The organism is Chitinophaga sp. CF118 (assembly GCF_900112615.1).
Lineage (GTDB): Bacteria > Bacteroidota > Bacteroidia > Chitinophagales > Chitinophagaceae > Chitinophaga.
Map to the genome: position 1 here is coordinate 126,578 of NZ_FOMK01000001.1, position 21,815 is coordinate 148,392.

12 protein-coding genes are annotated in these 21,815 nt (G+C 41.1%); 4 read left to right on the plus strand and 8 right to left on the minus strand.

Annotated features, from left to right (window positions below):
- Positions 1-311 precede the first annotated feature (311 nt).
- Positions 312-941: a hypothetical protein gene (locus tag BM176_RS00345; RefSeq protein ID WP_090098412.1), complete on the minus strand. Its 630-nt coding sequence runs from the start codon at positions 939-941 to the stop codon at positions 312-314.
- Positions 942-1,444: 503 nt separating this feature from the next.
- Here BM176_RS00345 and BM176_RS00350 point away from each other — a divergent pair.
- Positions 1,445-4,696 (plus strand): SusC/RagA family TonB-linked outer membrane protein, encoded by a 3,252-nt coding sequence (locus BM176_RS00350; RefSeq protein ID WP_090098414.1) that lies wholly within the window; start codon positions 1,445-1,447, stop codon positions 4,694-4,696.
- An 11-nt stretch (positions 4,697-4,707) separates the two neighbouring features.
- Positions 4,708-6,315, plus strand: coding sequence for a SusD/RagB family nutrient-binding outer membrane lipoprotein (locus BM176_RS00355; protein ID WP_090098416.1), 1,608 nt, complete (start codon positions 4,708-4,710; stop codon positions 6,313-6,315).
- Positions 6,316-6,394: 79 nt separating this feature from the next.
- Here BM176_RS00355 and BM176_RS00360 read toward each other — a convergent pair whose 3' ends face one another.
- On the minus strand, positions 6,395-8,605 hold the full coding sequence (locus BM176_RS00360) for a multicopper oxidase domain-containing protein (protein WP_090098418.1): 2,211 nt from the start codon (positions 8,603-8,605) through the stop codon (positions 6,395-6,397).
- A gap of 286 nt (positions 8,606-8,891) precedes the next feature.
- On the opposite strand from BM176_RS00360, the gene BM176_RS00365 reads away from it, so the two are divergent.
- Both BM176_RS00365 and BM176_RS00370 read left to right on the plus strand, forming a co-directional pair.
- Positions 8,892-9,743, plus strand: a complete 852-nt coding sequence (locus tag BM176_RS00365) for a helix-turn-helix domain-containing protein (protein ID WP_143097662.1) — start codon at positions 8,892-8,894, stop codon at positions 9,741-9,743.
- An 83-nt stretch (positions 9,744-9,826) separates the two neighbouring features.
- Positions 9,827-10,363, plus strand: coding sequence for a YbhB/YbcL family Raf kinase inhibitor-like protein (locus BM176_RS00370; protein WP_090098423.1), 537 nt, complete (start codon positions 9,827-9,829; stop codon positions 10,361-10,363).
- Positions 10,364-10,365: 2 nt separating this feature from the next.
- Here BM176_RS00370 and BM176_RS00375 read toward each other — a convergent pair whose 3' ends face one another.
- The 6 genes from BM176_RS00375 to BM176_RS00400 form a co-directional block, all read right to left on the minus strand.
- Complete coding sequence (locus BM176_RS00375; protein WP_218162126.1) at positions 10,366-12,393, minus strand: alpha-N-acetylglucosaminidase; 2,028 nt, start codon at positions 12,391-12,393, stop codon at positions 10,366-10,368.
- Between the two features lie 7 nt (positions 12,394-12,400).
- Positions 12,401-13,918: a right-handed parallel beta-helix repeat-containing protein gene (locus tag BM176_RS00380; protein ID WP_177230255.1), complete on the minus strand. Its 1,518-nt coding sequence runs from the start codon at positions 13,916-13,918 to the stop codon at positions 12,401-12,403.
- Positions 13,919-13,935: 17 nt separating this feature from the next.
- Positions 13,936-15,240: an IPT/TIG domain-containing protein gene (locus BM176_RS00385; protein WP_090098427.1), complete on the minus strand. Its 1,305-nt coding sequence runs from the start codon at positions 15,238-15,240 to the stop codon at positions 13,936-13,938.
- Positions 15,241-15,275: 35 nt separating this feature from the next.
- The gene (locus BM176_RS00390; RefSeq protein ID WP_090098429.1) at positions 15,276-17,099 is read right to left on the minus strand and encodes a RagB/SusD family nutrient uptake outer membrane protein; all 1,824 of its coding nucleotides are present in this window, start codon (positions 17,097-17,099) and stop codon (positions 15,276-15,278) included.
- Between the two features lie 21 nt (positions 17,100-17,120).
- Positions 17,121-20,546: a TonB-dependent receptor gene (locus tag BM176_RS00395; protein ID WP_090098431.1), complete on the minus strand. Its 3,426-nt coding sequence runs from the start codon at positions 20,544-20,546 to the stop codon at positions 17,121-17,123.
- A 142-nt stretch (positions 20,547-20,688) separates the two neighbouring features.
- Positions 20,689-21,810, minus strand: coding sequence for a FecR family protein (locus tag BM176_RS00400; protein ID WP_090098434.1), 1,122 nt, complete (start codon positions 21,808-21,810; stop codon positions 20,689-20,691).
- Positions 21,811-21,815 lie beyond the last annotated feature (5 nt).

Below are 21,815 nucleotides of genomic sequence, written 5' to 3' on the forward strand. Positions count from 1 at the left end.
TCCACAGCTGTTGTATAAATCTTATGATGCAAAGGTATAGTCGTCTGTAAGTTCTATCAATTCCAAAATGACGGATAAAAAAACCAATTTTTCCTATCGTCATAAAAAGCCCAATTTTCCCTGCCCCCGGAAAAATTGGTTACCTATTCCGTTCTTTTGGTTTTCATATATGGGGCGGGGATACTAATTTTGCCACCTGAACTAATTCTGTACAAAATACAGTTTTAACAGTTGTAGGTTAAGTAATAGACGGGGATAATCATATCCCCGTCTTTTTTATGGGTACTCCAATAGCATTTTCAAAATGCAGTCTAAAGACCATCCTGGTTCATTCCCTCCAGGATCTGGCAATGATAAATGTAATCACGATAAGAACTGAACTCACTCGGATAATTAAACCCATAAGGCCAGAAGTGCTGACTATCCCCATGAATCTGGACTGTAGAGTCGCCGGTGATTGTCCTTAAAATCTGTGTAGCATTGGCTCCTGTGTAAATACCACTTACAATTAGTGTGTTCCACCATATGCTGGATGTTCCTACACCTACAGTATGTGCCACTTCGTGCAATGCAGTAGCAGCATTCATGTAATAAGTGTTTGAACCAAACCGGATACTCCCGTTAATATTCCCGTCTGCAGTAGCTACAGAAGGAACATATGTGACAGTGATTGATTTAGTGAACGTAGTATATGCGTTCATGTAGTACACCGCCGTATCCATAGCAGCGGTAATTAACGCATACGCTGCCTGCTCTGTCGACGTTGGATTGGCCGACCGGACCAGCGTATAAGTTACATTTCCTGTTACAGCAACTTCGCTGTTGATTGTGGCCTTCGTAGAAGCATCTTTAATAGTGAGTTCGGCTTCATTTTTTGAGCAGCTGGAAACTGTAACCGTCAAAGCAACGATTACAGATAGCAAACAAGGGTTCTTTTTCATACTTACATTTTAAGTGGGTTTACAATTCGGGTTTCAAAAGATATTCTACAGTATTTTATTTTCCTTATTATGGATTGATCTGTTTTTATCCGCGGAATGGATAATACCAAGATAAGTATTAATTGTATAAAAGACAATTTATAAAGGCACTCAGTCGAGTTCTCCGGCGTGATTACCAGCCAGTCACTATCTTAAATTTAATTTCCTTTTTAATTGTCAAAATAAGGATATATGCGGTTAAAATACTGCCACATATACAGAAAGAATATACGGAGACATTATATAAATACTTAACAATTAGTTAAGGTATACTAAGGAAATGTTAAAATTATAACTTCGATATTTGCACCATCATACCATTATCAATCATCCGTCGTTGTTTTAACCTGCTATGCCATAATCAGTCAGCCTATTCATTTTAAAGTAAGTATAATGAATATGCCAGCATTGTTATTATAGTCCATACCGGATATTGAACTTAAAATAATTATCAAAAAACAGTTATGCCTAAACCATTTAAAGCATTCGCAGGAATGCTAATGCTACTGCTATTTTCTTTCCCCATCATGGCGCAGAAATTAATTAATGGCCATGTACTTTCGTCTGTCGACCAAACGCCTATTCCCAGTGCCACAATCATGCTGAAGGGAACAAAGACAGGCGCTGTGACCAATGTAGATGGCAGCTTTCAGTTAAAGGCAGAAATTGGCGATATACTGGTGATAACCGGATTGGGTATCTCTAAAACCGAATTTAAGATCACTGGTACTGAAATCACTATCCCCGTTGCGGCCAATGCAAGTGACCTCAACGAAGTGGTAGTAACTGCCACAGGAGTAAAAAAAGAAGTTAAGCGTCTTGGATATGCTATTCAGGATGTGAAGGCTGCAGATCTTACTCAGGCCCGCGAACCCAGTGTTTTAAATGCATTGAAGGGCAATGTGGCTGGTCTTACAATTAATATTACCGGCGAAATCGGGCACTCTCCCGATGTGATTATGCGTGGTGAAGGAACTCCAATGTATGTGGTAGACGGGGTACCGCTTAGCTCAGATACCTATAATATTAATCCGGACGACATTGAAAGTTTTACCGTACTGAAAGGCCCCAGCGCAGCAGCACTGTATGGTTTCAGAGGTAAAGAAGGTGCTATTATTATTAATACCAAAAGAGGAAGTAAAAATAAAAGAGGATTCAGTGTGGAAGTAAATACTTCTACCCAGTTCAATAAAGGATTCATATCCTTACCTAAATACCAGGATGATTATGGTGCAGGTGAATATGGTAAATACGCTTTTGGAGATGGTAAAGGCAGTGGTGTGAATGACTATGATTATGATGTATGGGGACCAAAGCTGGACGGCCGTTTATTACCTCAATATGACGGAGCATATGATGCCAACACAACCTACACCACAACTTTTGAAGACGGTACATCTTTTAATGGTCATATAAAACCAACTGCCTGGGTACCACGTGGTAAAAATAACCTGACACGTTTCCTGCAAACCGGCTTACTTAACAGTCTCAGTGTAGCTGTAAGTTCTTCAACTGAGAAAACAGATCTGCGTTTTTCATTAGGTAACAGTTATCAGAGAGGTATTGTTCCGAATACAGACCTGAATAATTTTAACGCTTCCGGTAGCATTGGCTACAAATTCTCGAAGCGCTTTACCATGAACACCTACTTTAATTACAGCAGACAATCTACCAAAAACATTCCCGACGTACAATACGGGCCAAACAGTATCATTTACGATATGGTATTATGGGGTGGTGCAGACTGGAATGTGGATGACATGCGCGACTACTGGCAGCCAGGTAAAGTAGGCGTACAGCAGAAATACGCGGAGTATTACAGATATAATAATCCATGGTTCATGAGTAAAGAATGGCTCAGAGGGCACTATGTAAATAACGTGAGCGGTTACACTTCACTGAATTACAATGTGAACAGTGCTATAGATATTACCCTGCGCCCAAGTATTACTACCTACAATTTTACCAACACAGAGAAATTACCCTACTCTGCTACTGTATATGACAGACCAGAACACAAAGGTGATTACCGTGTAGATAATCGTTCCCTGTTCGAATCAAATGTGGAATTACAGGCTAAATACCACAAGAATGCTATACTGGGATTCCTGGATGTACAGGGATTGATAGGTGCGAATTCAAGGAACTTCCGTTTCAATTCAGCATTCACTACTACAAATTACCTGAACGTACCAGGTGTATATTCTTTTTCAAATTCCTTGAATCCAATACAGGCTGCTTCCTATAATGCAGATATGAAAGTATTGAGCGGATATTACTCTGTAGACCTTGGTTATAAAGCATATGTAACTGCGAACATCACCGGTCGATTCGATAAATCTTCTACATTACCGGCATCTAACAACACCTATTTCTATCCTTCATTCAATCTTGCTACTGTAATTTCTGACTACGTGAAAATGCCTTCAGCCATTTCATTCCTTAAGCTCAGAGCTTCTTATGCAGAAAGTAAAGATGGTGGTACCAATAAATACTTTTCACCAAATGTAGGTACTCTCGCAGGTGGTGGTTATGGCTATACATTTAACTCACCATATGATGGCCCCAGCTACCGGTTCACACAAACCTATAGATTGTCTTCCTACTATAAAAACCAAAATAGTGCCGTATACAGCGATGAGCTTGTAGATAATAATATTAAAACGGCCAACAGAAAAGCATATGAATTCGGTATTGATATGCGCTTCCTTGAAAACAGATTAAGCCTGGACGCTACCCGTTACCGTTATAAGAATTACCTGATTTTTTCGGCTGACGTTTCTCAGGCTAGCGGCTATTCCAACCTGCTAAAAAATCAGGGTATTACAGAAAATAATGGTTGGGAAGTTACACTGAATGCATCTCCGTTCAAAAAGCGTAATGGCTTTTCATGGGATGTAAATGTAAACTGGTTCAAGTTTGTAAGAACATGGGTAGACAAACCAAGTGGTGATAATTATGTACACAGTGGTACCCGCTACGATCTGGTGACAGGAGATGCATTTGTACGTACATCTGCAGGGAAACTGGTAATAGATCAAACCTCCGGTTTGTTATTACGTTATTCGGATCTTGGTGTGAATGCACAGAAAGTATTTGGTCATGCTGACCCTGACTGGCAGTGGGGAATCACCAATACCTTCAGCTATAAAAGATTTGCTTTCCGCTTTAAATTCGATGGTATGGTTGGAGGTGTGATCGAGGATTACGTACGTAAAAAGACGTTACAGGCAGGCCGCCATACAGAAACTATAGAAGGGAAATTTGGTGCAGCCCGTCCGAACGATGCACTTGGTTCCAGCGGTTTTTCTTATGTTGGTGATGGCGTAAACTTAACTGGTGGCAGCATAATACTGGATCCGATCACAGGAAAGATCTCAAATGAAAAAGCACTGACTGAAAGCAGCAACACTACGAAAACATCGGTACAGCAGTATGCAACAAGAATGGCTTCCGTTCCGGACCTTGATATCATTAAGAAGACTTATGCCAAGCTGAGAGAAGTAACATTTACGTATAACATACCTTCCAACTTATTTGGCGGACAGGCATTGATCCAACAGGCTTCTATTTCGTTCGTTGGCCGTAATCTTCTGTACTTTTTCCCTAACCGCTATAAAGATATGGATATTGATCAGTATACAATGGATAGTGGTTCTGCACTTCAAACCCCTACAACACGCAGTTATGGGTTTAATTTAAACGTTACATTTTAATACCTGAAAGAATGAAAAGATATCAGCATATAATAAGTATTGCACTTACCGTCCTGATTTTGTCGGCGTGTAATAAAAAAATAGAATCACTCCAGTCCAACCCGAATGAACCCATCAGTGTAACCGCCGAGCTTATTCTGGGAGCAATCCTTACCGACATGTCCGGAACACAAGATGTAGGTGCACTGAACGGATATGCCTCCTGGGGCGGCGTACATCGCTGGAACCAGTATTATTGCCGTAACTATGAATATTATGGAGATAACCAGTATAACTGGCAGGATGGTTCGTTCGACGGATATGTAGTATTGAAGAATGTGGTACAAATGGAAAAAGAGGCATTAAGCCGTGGTGCAGCAGCAATAAACCCTTATGAGTCGATCGGCAAATTCGTAAGAGCTTATTATTTCTATAACATGACATCTATGATGGGAGATATTCCGCTGGATGAGGCACTACAGGGAACAGCGAATCTGACACCCGCTTATGCTACCCAGAAAGAGGTATTCCAATACATACTTAATACATTAGACTCTGCCAATACACACCTCACTTCATTGATCAGTGAGAAGGATGCAACACTATCTAATTCTACACAGGATATCTACTACGGAGGAGATCTGTCCAAATGGCAAAAACTGGTGAATACATTCCGGTTACGTGTTTTACTTAGCCTTAGTAAACAAACAGCGGATGCCGACCTGAACGTGGCAACACAATTTGCTAACATCATCAATACGCCGGCTAAATACCCGGTTTTTACAAGTATCGATGACGATTTTCAGTTTACCTATGTTGCTACTTATAATGTATATCCGCAAAGTCCGAATAACTTTGGTTCTGATGCACAGCGGTACAATATGGCAAACACTTATGTTAAGAGCCTGACAGATCTGAAAGATGCCCGTGTGTTTGTTACCTGCGAACCTGCCTGGAATCTGGTTACAAGCAAAGGATATTCAACAACTGATTTTAACGCTTTTGTTGGCGCCAGCACCGGTGAATCTATTGCTGTTATGTACTCCGATGCTATCTCTGGTAACCTCTCGCTGATCAATCGTAAAAGATATTACAGCGGCTACACTGGAGAACCGGATGTATTGGTAGGCTACAAGGAAATGTGCTTCAACATTGCAGAGGCCATCAATAGAGGATGGATTTCAGGTGATGCAGAAACCTGGTATAAATCAGGGATCATTGCTTCTATGAATTTCTACGGACTGACTACTACCCAAACAAATTTTACGGCTTATTTCCTGGAGTTTGGTAAGTCGCTGGGCGATTTCACTTCGTATCCTTTTACCTTCGATTTTAATGCATATTATGCGCAAACCAAAGTGAAATATGCCGGTGGTACAGACGGACTAAACCAGATTCTGCTACAGAAATACCTGACCATGTTCCAGAATTCAGGATGGGAAGCTTATTTCAACTACCGCAGAACAGGTATCCCCGCATTTGATGGAGGTACTGGTATCGGCAACAGTGGTGTTATTCCACTCCGCTGGGGATATCCCAGTTCAGAACAAAACCTGAATGCTACCAACTGGAAGAGCGCACTGGCTAACCAGGGCTTCGGTTCGGATGATATCAACGGAAAAATCTGGATGATTAAATAAAGTTTTTATAGCAGTTGAAGAATAAAAAAAGCCTGTATCAGAAGCGATACAGGCTTTTTTTTATTTGGAACCGCTAACACTAATAATTCAATGTAACACCTGCACCAAATCCCATATCACTATCATAATGGGTTGAAAAGGAAAAATATTTGGTGACGATATACCTGAATCCGGCCATATATTCTTTATCCGTATTTGCCATAAAGTTAAACCGTAATCGTTTTGTAACGGGTACATCTTCCCGGCTCAACTGAAATCTTAACTTCCCATCTGTATCTATAGAAGCATCTGCTATTACCAGCAGAGGTAAAGTATACTCCACCCCCGCATGAAAAGCACTACGGTAGTCTTTTGTATTGACTTGTCCGAACAGGTTCTTTTCAGGCGCATCCATTCTACGGTAACGAAAATCCCAGCCGATATAAGGGAACAGCCACTGCATTTTCCCAAAGTATCTTCCTAAATGACTTTCACTTTCATAACCATGCTCCGGTGTGAGGCCAATGCGCCATTCTGTTTGCAGGCGATACCTGGTATTGGCAAACATTAATTCGCCGTCACTGCCATTGCTTTCCAGTCCTACTTTTGCCATAGGATGAATTTGTCTATCATCAGCATAGATCTTTTTTATAGCCTTTTCAGGATTCGGTATCTCAGGATTTGCCGGAGAATTTTCATAACTGAATATTCTGCCCATGCCACTCATCATGTGATAAAGGATATGACAATGGAAGAACCAGTCACCACTTTCTGTAGCTGCAAACTCCAGTGTATCCGTTTCCATGGGCATAATATCCAGTGTATTTTTCAGCGGGGAATAATCTCCGTTTCCGTTTAACACCCGGAAGAAATGCCCGTGCAGGTGCATCGGATGCCGCATCATTGTACCGTTATACAGGATGATCTTTACGTTCTCTCCTTTTTTGATCAGGATCTTATCAGATTCTGAAACGGTTTTGTTATTGATGCTCCATACATAACGGTTCATGTTGCCCGTCAGATTAAAATGTAATACTTTTTCCGGGCCTGGAGGTAAAGTGGTTTTAACCGGAGAGCGGAGCATTCCGTAATTCAGTGTTACTATATCTCCACCACTATCCATCTGCATTCCTTTCATATCATGATCATGCTTTTCATTGCCCGACAATTCAGAATACATTACCGTATTCATATCCATCTGTTGCAAACTCATCTGCATGTCCATATCATTCATCTCACCGTTCATCTTCATCATATCGTTCATCATCTTCATCCCTTCAAAGTATTTCAACCTGGGTAGATGTTTGGCTGGCATATCCATACCACTGCCAAGCAATAACGATGTTGAACGGGTGCGGTCTTCTGATGTGGCCAGGAATTCATACCGCATATTTTCAGGAATGGTCACTACTACATCATAGGTTTCTGCCACACCAACAATGAGGCGGTCTACTTCTACCGGTTCTACATCCATACCATCATTAGCCACTACTGTTATTTTCCCGCCTGCATAATTTAACCAGAAATAAGTGGAAGAGCTGCCATTTACAATCCGTAACCGGACTTTATCACCCGCTTTAAATTGTGGTTGCTCATCTATAGTTTTACCATTGGTCAGGAACCGGTCATAATACACATCACTAACATCCATTGCCAGCATCCGCTTCCATTCATTTGTCAGTTTAGTTTTGAAATGTCCTGCTTTTGCGGCCTCTGCATAACTCTGTACACTGTTCTTTCGAATAGCATACCAGTCAGTCGCAATATGCAGTCTGCGATCAACCTCATAAGGTTTATCGTCTGTCCAGTCGCTAAGTAACATCGTGTATTCTTTCTCCGGGCCGGCCTTCTTTTTACGGATTACCAGGGCACCATACATACCGCTCTGCTCCTGCAACATGGTATGTGAATGATACCAGTAGGTACCACTCTGCACCAGAGGAAAGCGGTACAAATGTGTTTCTCCCGCTTCAATGGGAGCCGTAGTCAGATAAGGTACACCATCATACCGATTGGGCAGGATCAGGCCATGCCAATGTATGGAGGTAGACATGTGCATGGTATTATGGACATATATTTCCGCGGTATCTCCTTCTGTAAAATATAATGTGGGTGCCGGAATAGATCCGTTAATTGCAATAGCAGAACGCGACTTCCCGGAATAATTCACCGTGGTATCAGATACATACAGATCGTAACGGACCACACCAGCAGATGGCTTATTATAATGCGTTTCCTGCATTTTCATAGGATGCTGCGCAAATACAGATCCATATACTAAAAGCAGGATAATTGAAAAAAACTGTCTCATACGGTTACTTTATAATATCACTTACTTTTTCGCAGGTTAACATCTGCTTACCATACCCAAAGGTAGAGCTTCATCCCTTCTGATCGTTTATATAATTATGGGGAGGATTTATATAATTTACGTATTCTGCCTCAACCTTTTATTTAAACAAGGCATCTATCATTATCTCTCCAATGGTTTCAAATGGCTACAAATGCCTTATATATATGCTGATAACAGGATTCAAAATGATAAAACGAAATATGCCTTAAAGGATTAACTTTGTTACCTGATTAAACAACGAAAATTGGGGACTCATTTATTTCCGGAAGACTTTAATTCCAATGACAGTATTACGATTTTAAGTTATCAAACTTTCTCAGATACTGCAAAAAACAAGATCACTCTTAGTCAGAATCTTTTTAGTTTTCTTATAGAAGGAACAAAAAGCGTTTCCTATTCACAAAAGAGTGCCCGGATCGATAATACGGAGTTTTTACTACTCTCGTCCGGTAATTGCTTAATGAGTGAGAGAACGGCTCCTTCCAACGGGACTTATAAAAGTATCCTGATCTTCTTTGATAATAGTGAACTGGTCAGTTTTTTCCTGAAACACGCTAATACTTTCGATACTAAAACAAAAAGCAGTTCTCTTGAAGAACCATTCATTGTATTTCAACTGGATGATTTTCTTCAGAATTTTTTAGCGTCGTTACACCTGATGCTGAATAATAAAAAACCTGTTTCAAAAGCTATGCGGGTGTTAAAATTAGAAGAGCTGATGCTGTACCTGTGTGATAAATACCCACAGGAAATCATGAATCTTCATACATCAGTATATGAAAACCAGGACGAAATTACCATACGAAAAACCGTAGAAAACAATATAGGGAATTATATTACCATCGATGAGCTGGCATTTTTATGCAACATGAGTATATCAACGTTCAAAAGGAAATTCTCAAAGCTATACGGTACTTCTCCCAATAAATGGTTTCTGCAGAAAAGAATGGAACTTGCTGCATCACTGTTGCGCAACAGTAATGAAAAGCCCAGCGATATCTATCATAAGGTAGGGTATGAAAACCATTCCAGCTTTACACAGTCTTTCAAACAAACATTCGGACTCACCCCCAGCGAGTACCAACAGCAAAATTGAACTTCTATCTGTAACTTTTGAACCGATAGCCTTAACTGACAGTTCCGCAGCATTCTACCTTTGTACTCTAACAAAAAGGTAAAATGAAAAAGATCCTGTTTCTCTTTGCAACTGCTATTATCTGCACAACTGCATCTGCACAAACTTTTACTTTAAAAAGTAATGATATGAGCGGACAAATTTCCAATAAGCAGTATGCTAATTTCATGGGCTTCACCGGTGAAAATTTATCTCCCCAATTATCATGGGAGAATGCACCTGCCGGCACCCAAAGTTTCGCTATTACTATTTACGATAAGGATGCACCTTCCGGTAGTGGTTTCTGGCATTGGGTGGTATATAATATCCCTGCAGACACCAAAGAAATAAAAGCCGGCGCAGGTGATGTTACAAAGAATTTATTACCAGCCGGAGCCATCCAGGGTAACACAGACATGGGCATACCGGGTTATGTAGGGGCTGCACCTGTTCCTGGTCTTCCACACGAATACCTGGTAACAGTATATGCCCTGAAAAGCAAATTAACTTTAGATAAGAATGCTACTGCTGCATTTATCGGGTTTAATATTTCATCTATTCTGATTGCGAAGGCATCTATCGTTGCTTACGGGCAAAGATAAATTTAATGGGATTGGGTAATATTCTTTACCCAATCTCTTTCCCATGCAAACCAGTCGGGAGCTGTCTTAGTCTTTCCTTTCAGATAATCAAAATACAATTCCCAGCGCTTTTTATAAAACGTTTTCATCATCCCGCTCCACTCTTTATATGCATATTCATGAAGATTGTCTTCTTTGGGATTATTCTCTCCCCAGTAAGTGATCAGCATCATTGCATTCAAAAGATTGCCTGATCTCATAGCCTGTTGCTGATAAGTACTTAAACGGTAATAAGGATGCGAATCCAGTAGTAAATTGGTAAGATCGTGAAGATGTAGGAATTCCTTTGTTCCCTTATCAAAAGCCGAAGTGTCTTTATTAGTATAAGCAGCTACAAATTCAGCAAATACTTTATCTGCCCTGTTCGCCAGTACCTGCCTTTTGAAATTGATGAGATCAATTTTGTAGGTATTACTTTTAGTGAATAAAGGAGCAGCTTCTTCAAAGCTTTTAACAGCTTTGACAAATACTGTTGTATCATATCCCTTCTTCAGATTACCCCAGCTTGAAACAGATTTTATCTGTAAGGCTGGTCGTGCACACAGGATGTTCTCTGGTGGCCCTTCCTGGTACCCCGGATTGCTGTAAATAGTTTGCAAGAATCCATGCCAGGCACTATCAATCTGTTTATTGTATTTACCATAGCGGGCAGTGGTATATTGATTGATCCAGTCTTCTACTTTGACATGCTCTTTATGCCATCCCAGCTCCATCATTAACTCATAAACGACAGGGTTATTGTTAATCCCTTCCGGCATAATGCCTACACCTTTCATTAAGCTGGCATATTCCCCGTTGGATGCCCTGTATACTTCATCTGCAAAACGCTGAAGCTTGCCACTTAGTCCTGGTCTTTCCCCGAAGTTGGTAACAGTACACCAGATAAAGGGAGTATGTTCATACCCTTTGCGATCCTCCCAGTTATTGGTGTTTTCTCCAAAAAGTTCCTGTATAAGAATTGTTGATTTATCAAGGTCGGCCAACATTTCCTTATGCGGGTTATTCTGCCATCCCTGCAACACCCAGATAGCACCCGGAAAATATTGTTGCATGGCTTTCTGAATGCCTGCACCAGCTTTACCAAGATCCACACCATCAGTGATACCACCTTCATGAAAGGGATCTCCTGAAAAGAAGTGAAGATCTTTTCCATAGATACGTTGTGTTTCTTCATAAAAAATCCCGGCAATACGGGCAAAGGCTGTATCGGTAGGGTCCAGTATATCAGGTCTTCTAAAAGCTCCCCAGTACTTCTGATCAATGATATGTGCCTTTGTTTTATTTTTAAGCGTGCTGGGTACCATCCCATAAAATGCAGGCATTACCGGCTCAATTCCTAATAAGTGCATCCGGGCAATCATCTTTTGTACAAGGGCTTTCCGGCTATCAATCTCTTTTTGCGGCATAGGACCTCCCCAGCCCTGAATGTTCCCCATCAGCCACCAGGCGTTGTACGCAGGACCAGTAATATAATCACTGATCTCTTTTTCTGAATAGTTTAATCTTCTTAGCACATTCTGCCATACTGCTTCTTCGCCGTTAGCTATCAGCATTACGTTTACTCCATTTAAAGCCATCCAGTCAAGTTCATGCTCCCAGTCTTTCCAGTCGTAAAAACTCATGGTGTAATTGTAGGTGCAATAGTTCAACGCATAGCGATATTGCGCTGTTGCATTTACTTTGATACTTTCTTTTATAACAGGTAACGGAGAAACTGCAAACAGATTATCCCCCATATGCGACATAGACCGATGACAATAATATTTCAGATACCAGTTGAGTCCTACGGCAGCAGCATTGGCATTATCAGCACTGATAACCAGTTTCCTGTTTTTAGTCTGTAATGCAAACACATCTTTCCCCTGGAGTGTTTCAAACACAATATGCTGCTGCAACCACGGTACTCTTCTTTTAATTAATTCCTTTACACCGCTAAAATCAGCGGCCAATAACTGTACGGGTAATAGCAGTAAACAAAATATTCTGAACATTATTTAATTATTGCGGCTGATGTGCCCCTTTACTAATTTTATTATTAATGATCCGCGGACGACCATCAATGTCTGTCTGACCATTTACATCAGCACTAATAACTACGCCCGTATTGTTAGCAGGAGAGGTTGACTGAATATGCAGATCCGGCAAGGTACTGCTAACCAGTAATGGATCAATACCATATACTGAAGAAGCGTCATTTACACTGGTAGTTTTCCAGGCACTGAAATCTGTGATAGCCGGACCGTTGGTACTATTCCATATCCATTGTGGTGTACCTGTAGTGAAATAGAGATTATTATCAATCACATTACCACTACCTGTAGAAGTATATTTATGTACAAATACATCTACCGGCCTCGCATATATAATATTGTTCTTAATAACGTTATTAAAGCATTGTTCTGTAAGTCTTATTTCACCTTCTATTTCTCCGAATGCACCCAACTCCTTATTGTTATAATACAAAGTATTATTTACTACATAACAATTACTCGTTCCACCTGATGTATAATTCAGATATCCGCCCATGTAGATCCCTGCTCGCCAGCTGTTAGATACAAAGTTGTTACGAACAATACAATCATTGGTAGGGAAAGCATCATTCTCACTTACAATACCTATGCCCCTGTCTACCTCATGCACGTTATTTTTCTCTATGATAATATTCCTTGCCCCATCAACATATATTCCAATGGCGCCATGACCTCCAAGAGGCCCGGTGGACATATCAATATTGTATAATTCATTCCCGGTTATCAAACCATTACGTGCATAATTAAAAGCAGGTGTAGTATTAGCCGCATAACCACCGGCAGCATCAATACCAATGTTCTCCGCATTGTATATTTTGTTACCACGGATAGTGAATCCATCTACATAACCATTGATAGTAAGGTTTTCACTATATCCGGTGTTACAGTCATGGATCTCATTTCCTTCTACCAGGATGTTCTTCATCGCAATAGTAGTATTGCCTATGATCTCAATTCCATGACCGCTTCTGCCATCTGCCGGAGCAACATTATGTTCTATGTTGTAAATCCTGTTATTCCGTATAATCAGGTTACTGGAGCTGCCATTAGCCCATATGCCATTGACATTTGCCCAGGGAGTACTGCTTTTATAATTACATACATCAAAGCCCTCAAAAGTAATATAACTAACACTGCTGATGGTTACCAGTGCTTCTTTCCCTGTAATGGAAAGCCCTGTTCCATCAATAACAGGAATTTCACCTGTATATGCTTTCAGGGTGATTACTTTATCGAGCCTGCCGGATTTTGGGAAAGCTACTTTTTCGTAATAGATACCTTTCCTTACGATCACGGTGTCGCCTGCTATTGCTTTTCCCAGGGCCGTATTAATACCACGGAGTGGAGCTTTTAAAGTGCCTGCATTGGCATCATTGCCTGCAGGGGATACATAATATGTGTGCGTGCTTTGAACATTGTTATCTGCCGGTGATGGCACGCCTTTACTACAGGCGGCCATCAGCAGGGCTATCAGAAATATATTCATATTTTTCATGAGGGATGTTATTGCGAAACTATTTTCCTTACGCGGTTATTGTTTTTATCCAGTACATATACAATACCGTTCTTATCTACTGCCACACCTCCGGGTGCGCTAAAGGCTGCAGCCTCTCCAATCGCATCTGAATACCCGGCAGATCCGCTGCCTGCATACGTACTTACTACCCAGGAATCAGCGCTTATAAAACGAATACTTTGATCAGCATTGGAGGTACTTCCATCCCAGGTACCATTACCTGCTACATAGATGTTTGACTGAGCATCCACTGCCAGTCCCCAGGGATTTGAAAAACGCGCAACAGTACCGGCACCATTTATATATCCGGCAGATCCTGTTTGTCCGGCTATGATACTTCCAGCCCAGGTACCTTTCTCAAATTTTTCGATTGTATTATCACCGTTTACAGACACAAACAGATTTCCATCTTTATCAAAATCTATTCCTGCAGGGTAATTAAGACCTGTTATTACAGCCGTACTGCTTCCGTCATCATTTATCTTATAAATGTTACCGGGATTGGAGTTGCTTGAGTAATACACAGCTCCGCTAATAGGATCTAAAGCCACACTCCAGGGTGCCTGGCTTCCCCATGCAATGGTGGTAGCAGTACCATCCGGTGTTATTTTCCTGATATCCCAGTTACCGGGATCAACGGTGTATAAATTACCCTGTGCATCTACCGTAACATCGTAAGGGAGACTGAACTGGGCTGCAAGACCCTTGCCATCCGCATGACCTGAAGCATTTGGATTGCCCACAAACGTAGTTACATTTCCCGCGTTATCAATTTTTCTTATACAGTGATTGCCAGGATCAGCAACGTATATATTCAGGTCATTATCTACAGTTAAACCGCAACTCCGGTACCAGTTCTCACCACCAAAATTAAACATAACATCTGCACCTTTTCCATTGGAAAAACCGGCTGTACCATTACCAGCCAGTGTGCTTACAGTTCTGGTAAATACATAATTAAATACATCAGTACTCACCACACTATCCTTTCCTATTTTCACAACTAAATTACCTGAACCGCATTTACTGGGTACTACCGCCATGATCTGTGTGGCACTGGAACCAATAATTGCGAGTGACTGACCATTGATAGTGACGGTAATTGCAGCAGTATCTGTAGAGAAATTACTCCCCGTAATTAATATGGAGGTTGCATTTCCACCTACTGTAGGTGTAAATTGATCAATAGTCATCGGAGAGGAAGCACTATGTGTAAATCCATTATCCTTTTTGCAAGCTGTTATAGCAATCAAACAACCTGCTATGATATATATATAAAGTAGCCTGATCATAATAATTAGTTAAGTTTTAAAAGAAGGAATTCTTTTTACCATCCTGGATTTTGCACCAGCGCTCTGTCTCTTTCAATATCACCCTGGTTGATTGGGAACAGATACATTTTATTATCCCAGTACCGTTGTTGAAATAATTTTCTTGTATAAAAACCGGTAAAAGAAAAACCTAATCCATTATCATTTGCATTTACATCCATGCTGTAGATAGCCTGATTCTCTGCATTTCCCAACATAAGTCTTCTTACCAGTGTATAGTATCTGTCAGCTTCAAAACACAATTCAACCGCTCTTTCTTTTAAGATGTATTTCCGCATCAGGTCCTTGTTTCCTACTGCCTCCGGGTATACTGTTTCTATTCCGGGTAATCCTGCCCGTGTTCTCACCATATCCAGATATGTCACGATATCACCGTTACCGGGATCGTATTCATTCAATGCTTCTGCATAATCCAGCAGGATCTCTGCATATCGGATCAATATGTAGGGGCCGTGGAAAGAAGTAACATCGTTTCTGATATTATCTGTAGCACTAACTCTTTTTAATGGTAAATATCCTGTTATATTATTGCTGCCCGCTGATTTCTGACCCGATTTACCATTATAATAGAACTCTGTCCGCCCTTCCCCATTAATATTCGCATCCGAAGAATAATAATTCTTATCATCTACTGTAGGAGCAGGTATTACAGGACGTCCGTTATATAGTATGTTAGCGTAAAAACGTGGTTCCCGGTTAGCGTACATATTCCAGTCGTTTTTCCTATGTCCCCAGCTATTTGCACCGGCTGTCTGCGCAAAGCCTGTTTCTTTATAATTAGAAGCAGGATCATCGATGGACCGTCCGTTCTCCATGTAAAAAGCATCCACCAGATTTTGTGTCACATCATACAGGTTGTATCCGCCAGGGCCGGGTGATACACATTTTGTATATCCCCAGCGTGACCAGCCAACATTAGCAAAAATAATTTCGTCGTTCCAGTTTGTCAGGAACAGGTCTCTTACGGATAAGTATGGATCGAAGGAGGCGCCTCCGTTATCCAGGTTGGTAAACAATTTATAATTACCACCGTCAATGATCGCCTTTGCCGCTGTTGCTGCTATTTTCCATTTATTTTCATCATAACTGGCAGGGGCCAACGCTGTTCCATCTGTATTTTTAAAATTGGAAAAGTAGGGATTACCATTCCACAGCGGACTGGCAGCCAGTTGTGCCACCTTCGCTTTTATAGCCAGGCAGGCTCCTTTCGTAGGCCGGCCATTATTGCTTGATGATTCCCATACGGCAGGCAGGTTCACTGCTGCCTGCTCCATTAAAGCTGTGATAGTAGCAACACAGGTATCAAAGGGAGCACGGGAATATTGACTAAAATCAGCATCCTGGCTTATCAGACCTGTTAACTTTACATATGGTCCATACTGTCTTAATATCTGCCAGTAATAATATCCACGTAAAAACAGGTTCTCCGCTTTATACTGTGTTTTCAGATCATCACTTAACTGATTAGTGGGAACTTTATCGATATTCTGTTCAAAAACAAAGGACTTTCTGATACCAGCATAGTAATTGCTCCAGGCATAAAAATATCCGCTGGCAGCATTCCAGTTACCACTTACCATTTGCCTTACAGCCGTTGTAGGTATTGATACAGACGTTTCATCAGCAGCACCCATAGTGGCATAATCCCCTCCATCCGTAGTATATACATAACTATAGATATTATACAGGTAAGCTTCAGCATTCGCCTTTGTTTGCCAGATCTGGTCTTCTGTTAAAAGATTGTCCGGTTTTTTATCAAGATATTTGCTACAGGAAGACAATGATATTATCCCCGCTAAAAAAAGCAACAGCTTGTTCATATAATTATCTTTTTGTCTTGTTTAAAATTGTGCTCTAACTCCTACGGTTATAGTTTTTGCATAAGGGTACTTTGCCCCGTTACCCCCCAGTTCAGGATCCCACAATTTGAATTTTGAGAACGTTAAGAGGTTGGTACCGGCTGCATAAAATTCCAGATTACTGATCCCCTTTTTCTTCATATCAGGTGTGATCAGTGAATACCCCAGTGAAACCTGTTTCAGGCGCATAAAACTACCATCCTTCAGCCACCAGCTGCTATTCACATAATTGTTATCACTGGTATTAGTGATCGTTAAACGTGGGTAATCAACATCCTGGCGGGGATTCTCTTTTGTCCACCTGTCCATCGAATTGGAAAGCACATTTGCAGGGTATTGCCCGATACCTGTAAATGGCACAACACCTACACCCGGAGCAGCACCGGTTAAAGTGGTGATATCTGTACCATTGGCCATGATACCTACATCAGCCACACCTGAAAAAATTGCAGAAAGTGATATTTTTTTATACCCAAAATTAAACCCATACCCATAAGACCATGTAGGAAATGAAGACTTACCCAGGTAGGTTCCGTCATTACTATCTATATTACCATCACCGTTCATATCCTCATACTTGATATCGCCCGGAAAAACGATCCTCGTTTGTGTAGGACTTTTATCTACGTCGTTCTGGTCAACAAATAATCCCTTGCTCACATATCCCTTATATTCACCAAAACGATGACCTTCCGGCTGTTGGTAAGGATAGAGGAACTTAGGATTGTCTGCATAAATAATTTTATTCTTTGCGTAGGTGAGGTTACCAAAAATACGGAGGCTGATATCCTTTCCTATCCGGGTACTATATTCAAGGCTACCATCAATACCTCTGTTCTGCATTTCCCCCATATTGGCATAGATATTAAGATCGCTATACCCGGCAATGGAAGAAATAGACTGACGGCCAATCAGGATAGCCGTTCTTTTATCGTTGAAAGCATCTATCGTAAGACTTAATTTATTCCACAATCCTACTTCAAGTCCTATATCTGTTTTAGCGGATTTTTCCCAGGTCAGGTTTTGTGTACCAATCACTGATGCGGCAACACCTCCGTAAGCAGTAGGAGAAGAACCAAATGAAATGCCCTTTTGACCATCTTGTATATAAGTGAGGTAACCATACCGGTCGTTTCTATAATTAGTACCCAACTGATCATTCCCGGTCATACCTACGGATGCCCTGATTTTAAGTAAATTTACCGTATGAGAGAAAGGAGCAAAAAAATCTTCCTTTGAAATCACCCAACCTGCGGATACTGCGGGGAAGTAGCCCCAGCGGTGTCCCGCCTCAAAATTTTCAGAACCGGTAGCACCCACATTTACCTCTGCAAGGTATTTATCCATATAAGAATAAGTGAGTCTGCCAGCCATACTCTGATTGCGGAAAGGAATAGATTGCTTTACGTTATCAGCAACACCTATTACCCTGCTGCGCATTGTACCAACAAGCAGACCGCCAAAAGTATGGTTACCATAAGTACGGTCATAAGCAATATTACCCTCCAGGTACATGATCCGCTCCCCTCTTGAACTGGTAGAATACCCCAGGTATGTACTTCCGTTTCTTACGCGTTCTAATACGAGGTCTCCTTCAGAATTTCTTGAGCCGGCATACCACAGGTCATTATTACCGCTTCTGGTTGTATTGAACTCTCCGTAGGTATCAAATGAAAATCTTCCCATTGCACTCAGTCCCGGCACTACTGCATCCAGCTTTTGATTCAGCGTTAATACAGATTGAACGGAGGGCTTGAATTCAGAACTATAACCTGCATTCTGCACCAGGTTAAAAGGATTGGAGCCGCCATTATTTCTTGGTCCGGCCCACAGATTTCCCGGGTATTTAACAGGGAATGCAACAGGATTTGTAGCATATGCTGCATACCATATATCCGCTGCCGATGTACCGGGATACCGGCTGTTCACCAGCATTGCCGCAATATTCAGAGAAAGTATGGTTGTCTTTGTTACATTCAGATCCACATTACTTCTGAAATCGTATCTTTTAAAATTAAGATTAGGATTATAACCGCTCAGGTCTTTCACTTTATATTGTCCATCCTGATTATAAAAAGACATAGATACATAGTACCTCATGGCTTCTCCGCCCCCGCTCACATTTAAATTAGCGTTGGTCATAGGTGTATACTCCTTATAAATTGTATTGATCCAGTTTACATTGGGATACAGGTATGGATCAAGACCACTCGCAGTTTTTTGGATTACTTCATCAGAATATATAGCGTCATTATTATCATTTACTCTCGCCTCATTATATAACTTCATATAGTTTATCCCATCCAGCATTTTGGGTAACCTGGTCAATCCATTCACCCCGGTTTCCACTTTAGCAGAAATCCTCGGTTTTCCTGCAACTCCTCTTTTAGTAGTGATAATCAGTACACCATTGGCACCCTTAGCACCATATATTGCTGTAGCAGATGCATCTTTCAGCAGGGAAATACTTTGTACATCTTCCGGATCAATATTATTAAAGGCACCACCGAAAGTACTGTTCACATCATCGCGCTGTACACCATCTACAATGATAAGCGGGCTTGTACTCCCTGTGAAAGTACCTATACCCCGGATGGTAAAATTAGGGTTATCGTACCCTGGTTCTCCCCCTCCGCTTTGCATGGATATTACCCCTGCCACCTTTCCTGCCAGGGCATTTGTTAAAGAACGCACAGGCATTCTCATATCTTCCATGTTTACTGTAGATACCGATCCCGTAACAGTTATCTTTTTCTGGCTGCCGAACCCAACAACGACTACTTCATTCAGTTTATCTACTTTTTCTGTAAGTGTAACCTTCAGTGTTTTCTGACCACTAACTTTTACTTCTTCCTGATTCATGCCCATCATGGCCACTTTCAGAATATCATTGTCTGAAGTTTCTATTGAAAAAATGCCCAGTTCATCTGTAATAACACCTTTAGTTGTCCCCGTTATGGTTACTGTTACGCCGGGTAGCGGGTGTCCTTGCACGTCCATCACCTGTCCTTTTACTATCCGGCTTTCCTGCTTTCCCTCTTTTAAGGGAACAGCTGTTACAGGCGCCTTTCTGTCAAGTACAATACGGTTATTTTTTACCTCATAACTTATTTTTTTGTCCTTAAACAGAGAAGCCAATACTTCCTGCAAACTCACTTTGCTGAAGTTAACATCCCGTTTTTCACTATCGTTTAATAGTTGGTTACTATAAACAAGTGTGAATCCTGTTTGCTTTTTAATAGCCTGGAAAATTTGTAACAGGGAGATGTCATGGCCTGTTAACGTTATGGTTGATTGTAGCGGGGAAGTATTATCCTGTGCCTGTGTGATAAAACACACACAGCTCAGCATAAGGTATAGTATACCTCTTCGCATAGCCAACTGGCAATGACGTACACTTTTTCTCATTTTGGTTGATCATTTAGAAGTTATACGATGGTGTAGCATTTAGCTATTAAAAACTGCTTTTCGACATAACTACAACGCATTCTGCAAAAAGGGTGAATGCAAGGGAATATTTTTTTATAAATTTTTTCCGGGAAAGGGATGACTATTTAATAGTCAGCTCATTACCAGAAAGCTGGTAGGTGATATGAGCAGTTGTTTGCAGGTCGTTCAGGAAGTCGGTGAGTTTATTCCGGTCCATTAAACCGGTAGTGGTTACGCCTGCATATTTCTCTTCGTCTAATTTTATATGGATGCCATAAAAGCGGGAAGCCATATCAGCCAGTTCAGACAAGGGCATACTATGGAAATAATATACCCCGTTCATCCATGACAATACTTCTTCCTGGTCAAACGAATGGGTGGTAAATCCTTTTGAGGACTGGTAATCTGTTTTATAACCGGGACGCAGGTCCTGGCTCTCGCCGTTTATACTCCGGGTAATGACGCGGCCTTCGACCAATGCAGTTTCTACATGACCTTCTGTATATGTATTCACATTAAAAGACGTTCCCAGCACTTCTACCTTTGTAAGAGGTGTATGTACTATAAAAGGATGATCCGGGTCTTTAGCGACCTTAAAATAGGCTTCTCCGTCAATATATACCTCCCTTGATGAACTACCAAAGTGGAATGGGAAACGTAAACGTGTAGCAGCGTTCAACCATACCTCAGTTCCGTCCGACAGGATCAGCTTATAATTCTTACCGGCAGGTACCAGCAGAGTATTCTGTATAGTATCTGCAGAAGTGTATTTTAAAGTTCCGCCGCTGGAATTTAAAGTGGCATTGCTCAATGAAGTAATAGTGTCTTTATCTAGTGTGATGGCCTTCCCATTTCCCATTAACAAGCTAATTTGCTGATTACCGGGGTTTTGTTTAATAACATTACTGATTTTATCAGCAGATCTGTCACCGTTTTGCAGTATGAAATAAGCGCCCGCTGCTACCAGTATAAACATGGCCGCAACAGCGGCGATTTTCTTTAAAGGAAATATCCGCGGCTGTTGTTTCCGTTTCAGTTCCTGGAGGTCGCTTTCAGTATCGATCCTGTCGAGGAAATCGTTTGTACCTATGGCGATACTTTCCTTTTCGAGCGAAGTCCAGATTTTCCTGAAAGCAGCATCTTCTGCAAGCATTTTATGGATATACGTTTCCTCTTCTGCAGATAAATTACCTGTCAGCTTTTGTATGTATAACCTTAAAGCCTGTTCATATTGCTGTTCCATATACT

Bases quoted from the DNA above. Each gene is read 5' to 3' on its own strand.
- BM176_RS00345 (WP_090098412.1), bottom strand. From the start codon at position 941: ATGAAAAAGAACCCTTGTTTGCTATCTGTAATCGTTGCTTTGACGGTT.
- BM176_RS00350 (WP_090098414.1), top strand. From the start codon at position 1,445: ATGCCTAAACCATTTAAAGCATTCGCAGGAATGCTAATGCTACTGCTA.
- BM176_RS00355 (WP_090098416.1), top strand. From the start codon at position 4,708: ATGAAAAGATATCAGCATATAATAAGTATTGCACTTACCGTCCTGATT.
- BM176_RS00360 (WP_090098418.1), bottom strand. From the start codon at position 8,605: ATGAGACAGTTTTTTTCAATTATCCTGCTTTTAGTATATGGATCTGTA.
- BM176_RS00370 (WP_090098423.1), top strand. From the start codon at position 9,827: ATGAAAAAGATCCTGTTTCTCTTTGCAACTGCTATTATCTGCACAACT.
- BM176_RS00375 (WP_218162126.1), bottom strand. From the start codon at position 12,393: ATGTTCAGAATATTTTGTTTACTGCTATTACCCGTACAGTTATTGGCC.
- BM176_RS00380 (WP_177230255.1), bottom strand. From the start codon at position 13,918: ATGAATATATTTCTGATAGCCCTGCTGATGGCCGCCTGTAGTAAAGGC.
- BM176_RS00385 (WP_090098427.1), bottom strand. From the start codon at position 15,240: ATGATCAGGCTACTTTATATATATATCATAGCAGGTTGTTTGATTGCT.
- BM176_RS00390 (WP_090098429.1), bottom strand. From the start codon at position 17,099: ATGAACAAGCTGTTGCTTTTTTTAGCGGGGATAATATCATTGTCTTCC.
- BM176_RS00395 (WP_090098431.1), bottom strand. From the start codon at position 20,546: ATGAGAAAAAGTGTACGTCATTGCCAGTTGGCTATGCGAAGAGGTATA.
- BM176_RS00400 (WP_090098434.1), bottom strand. From the start codon at position 21,810: ATGGAACAGCAATATGAACAGGCTTTAAGGTTATACATACAAAAGCTG.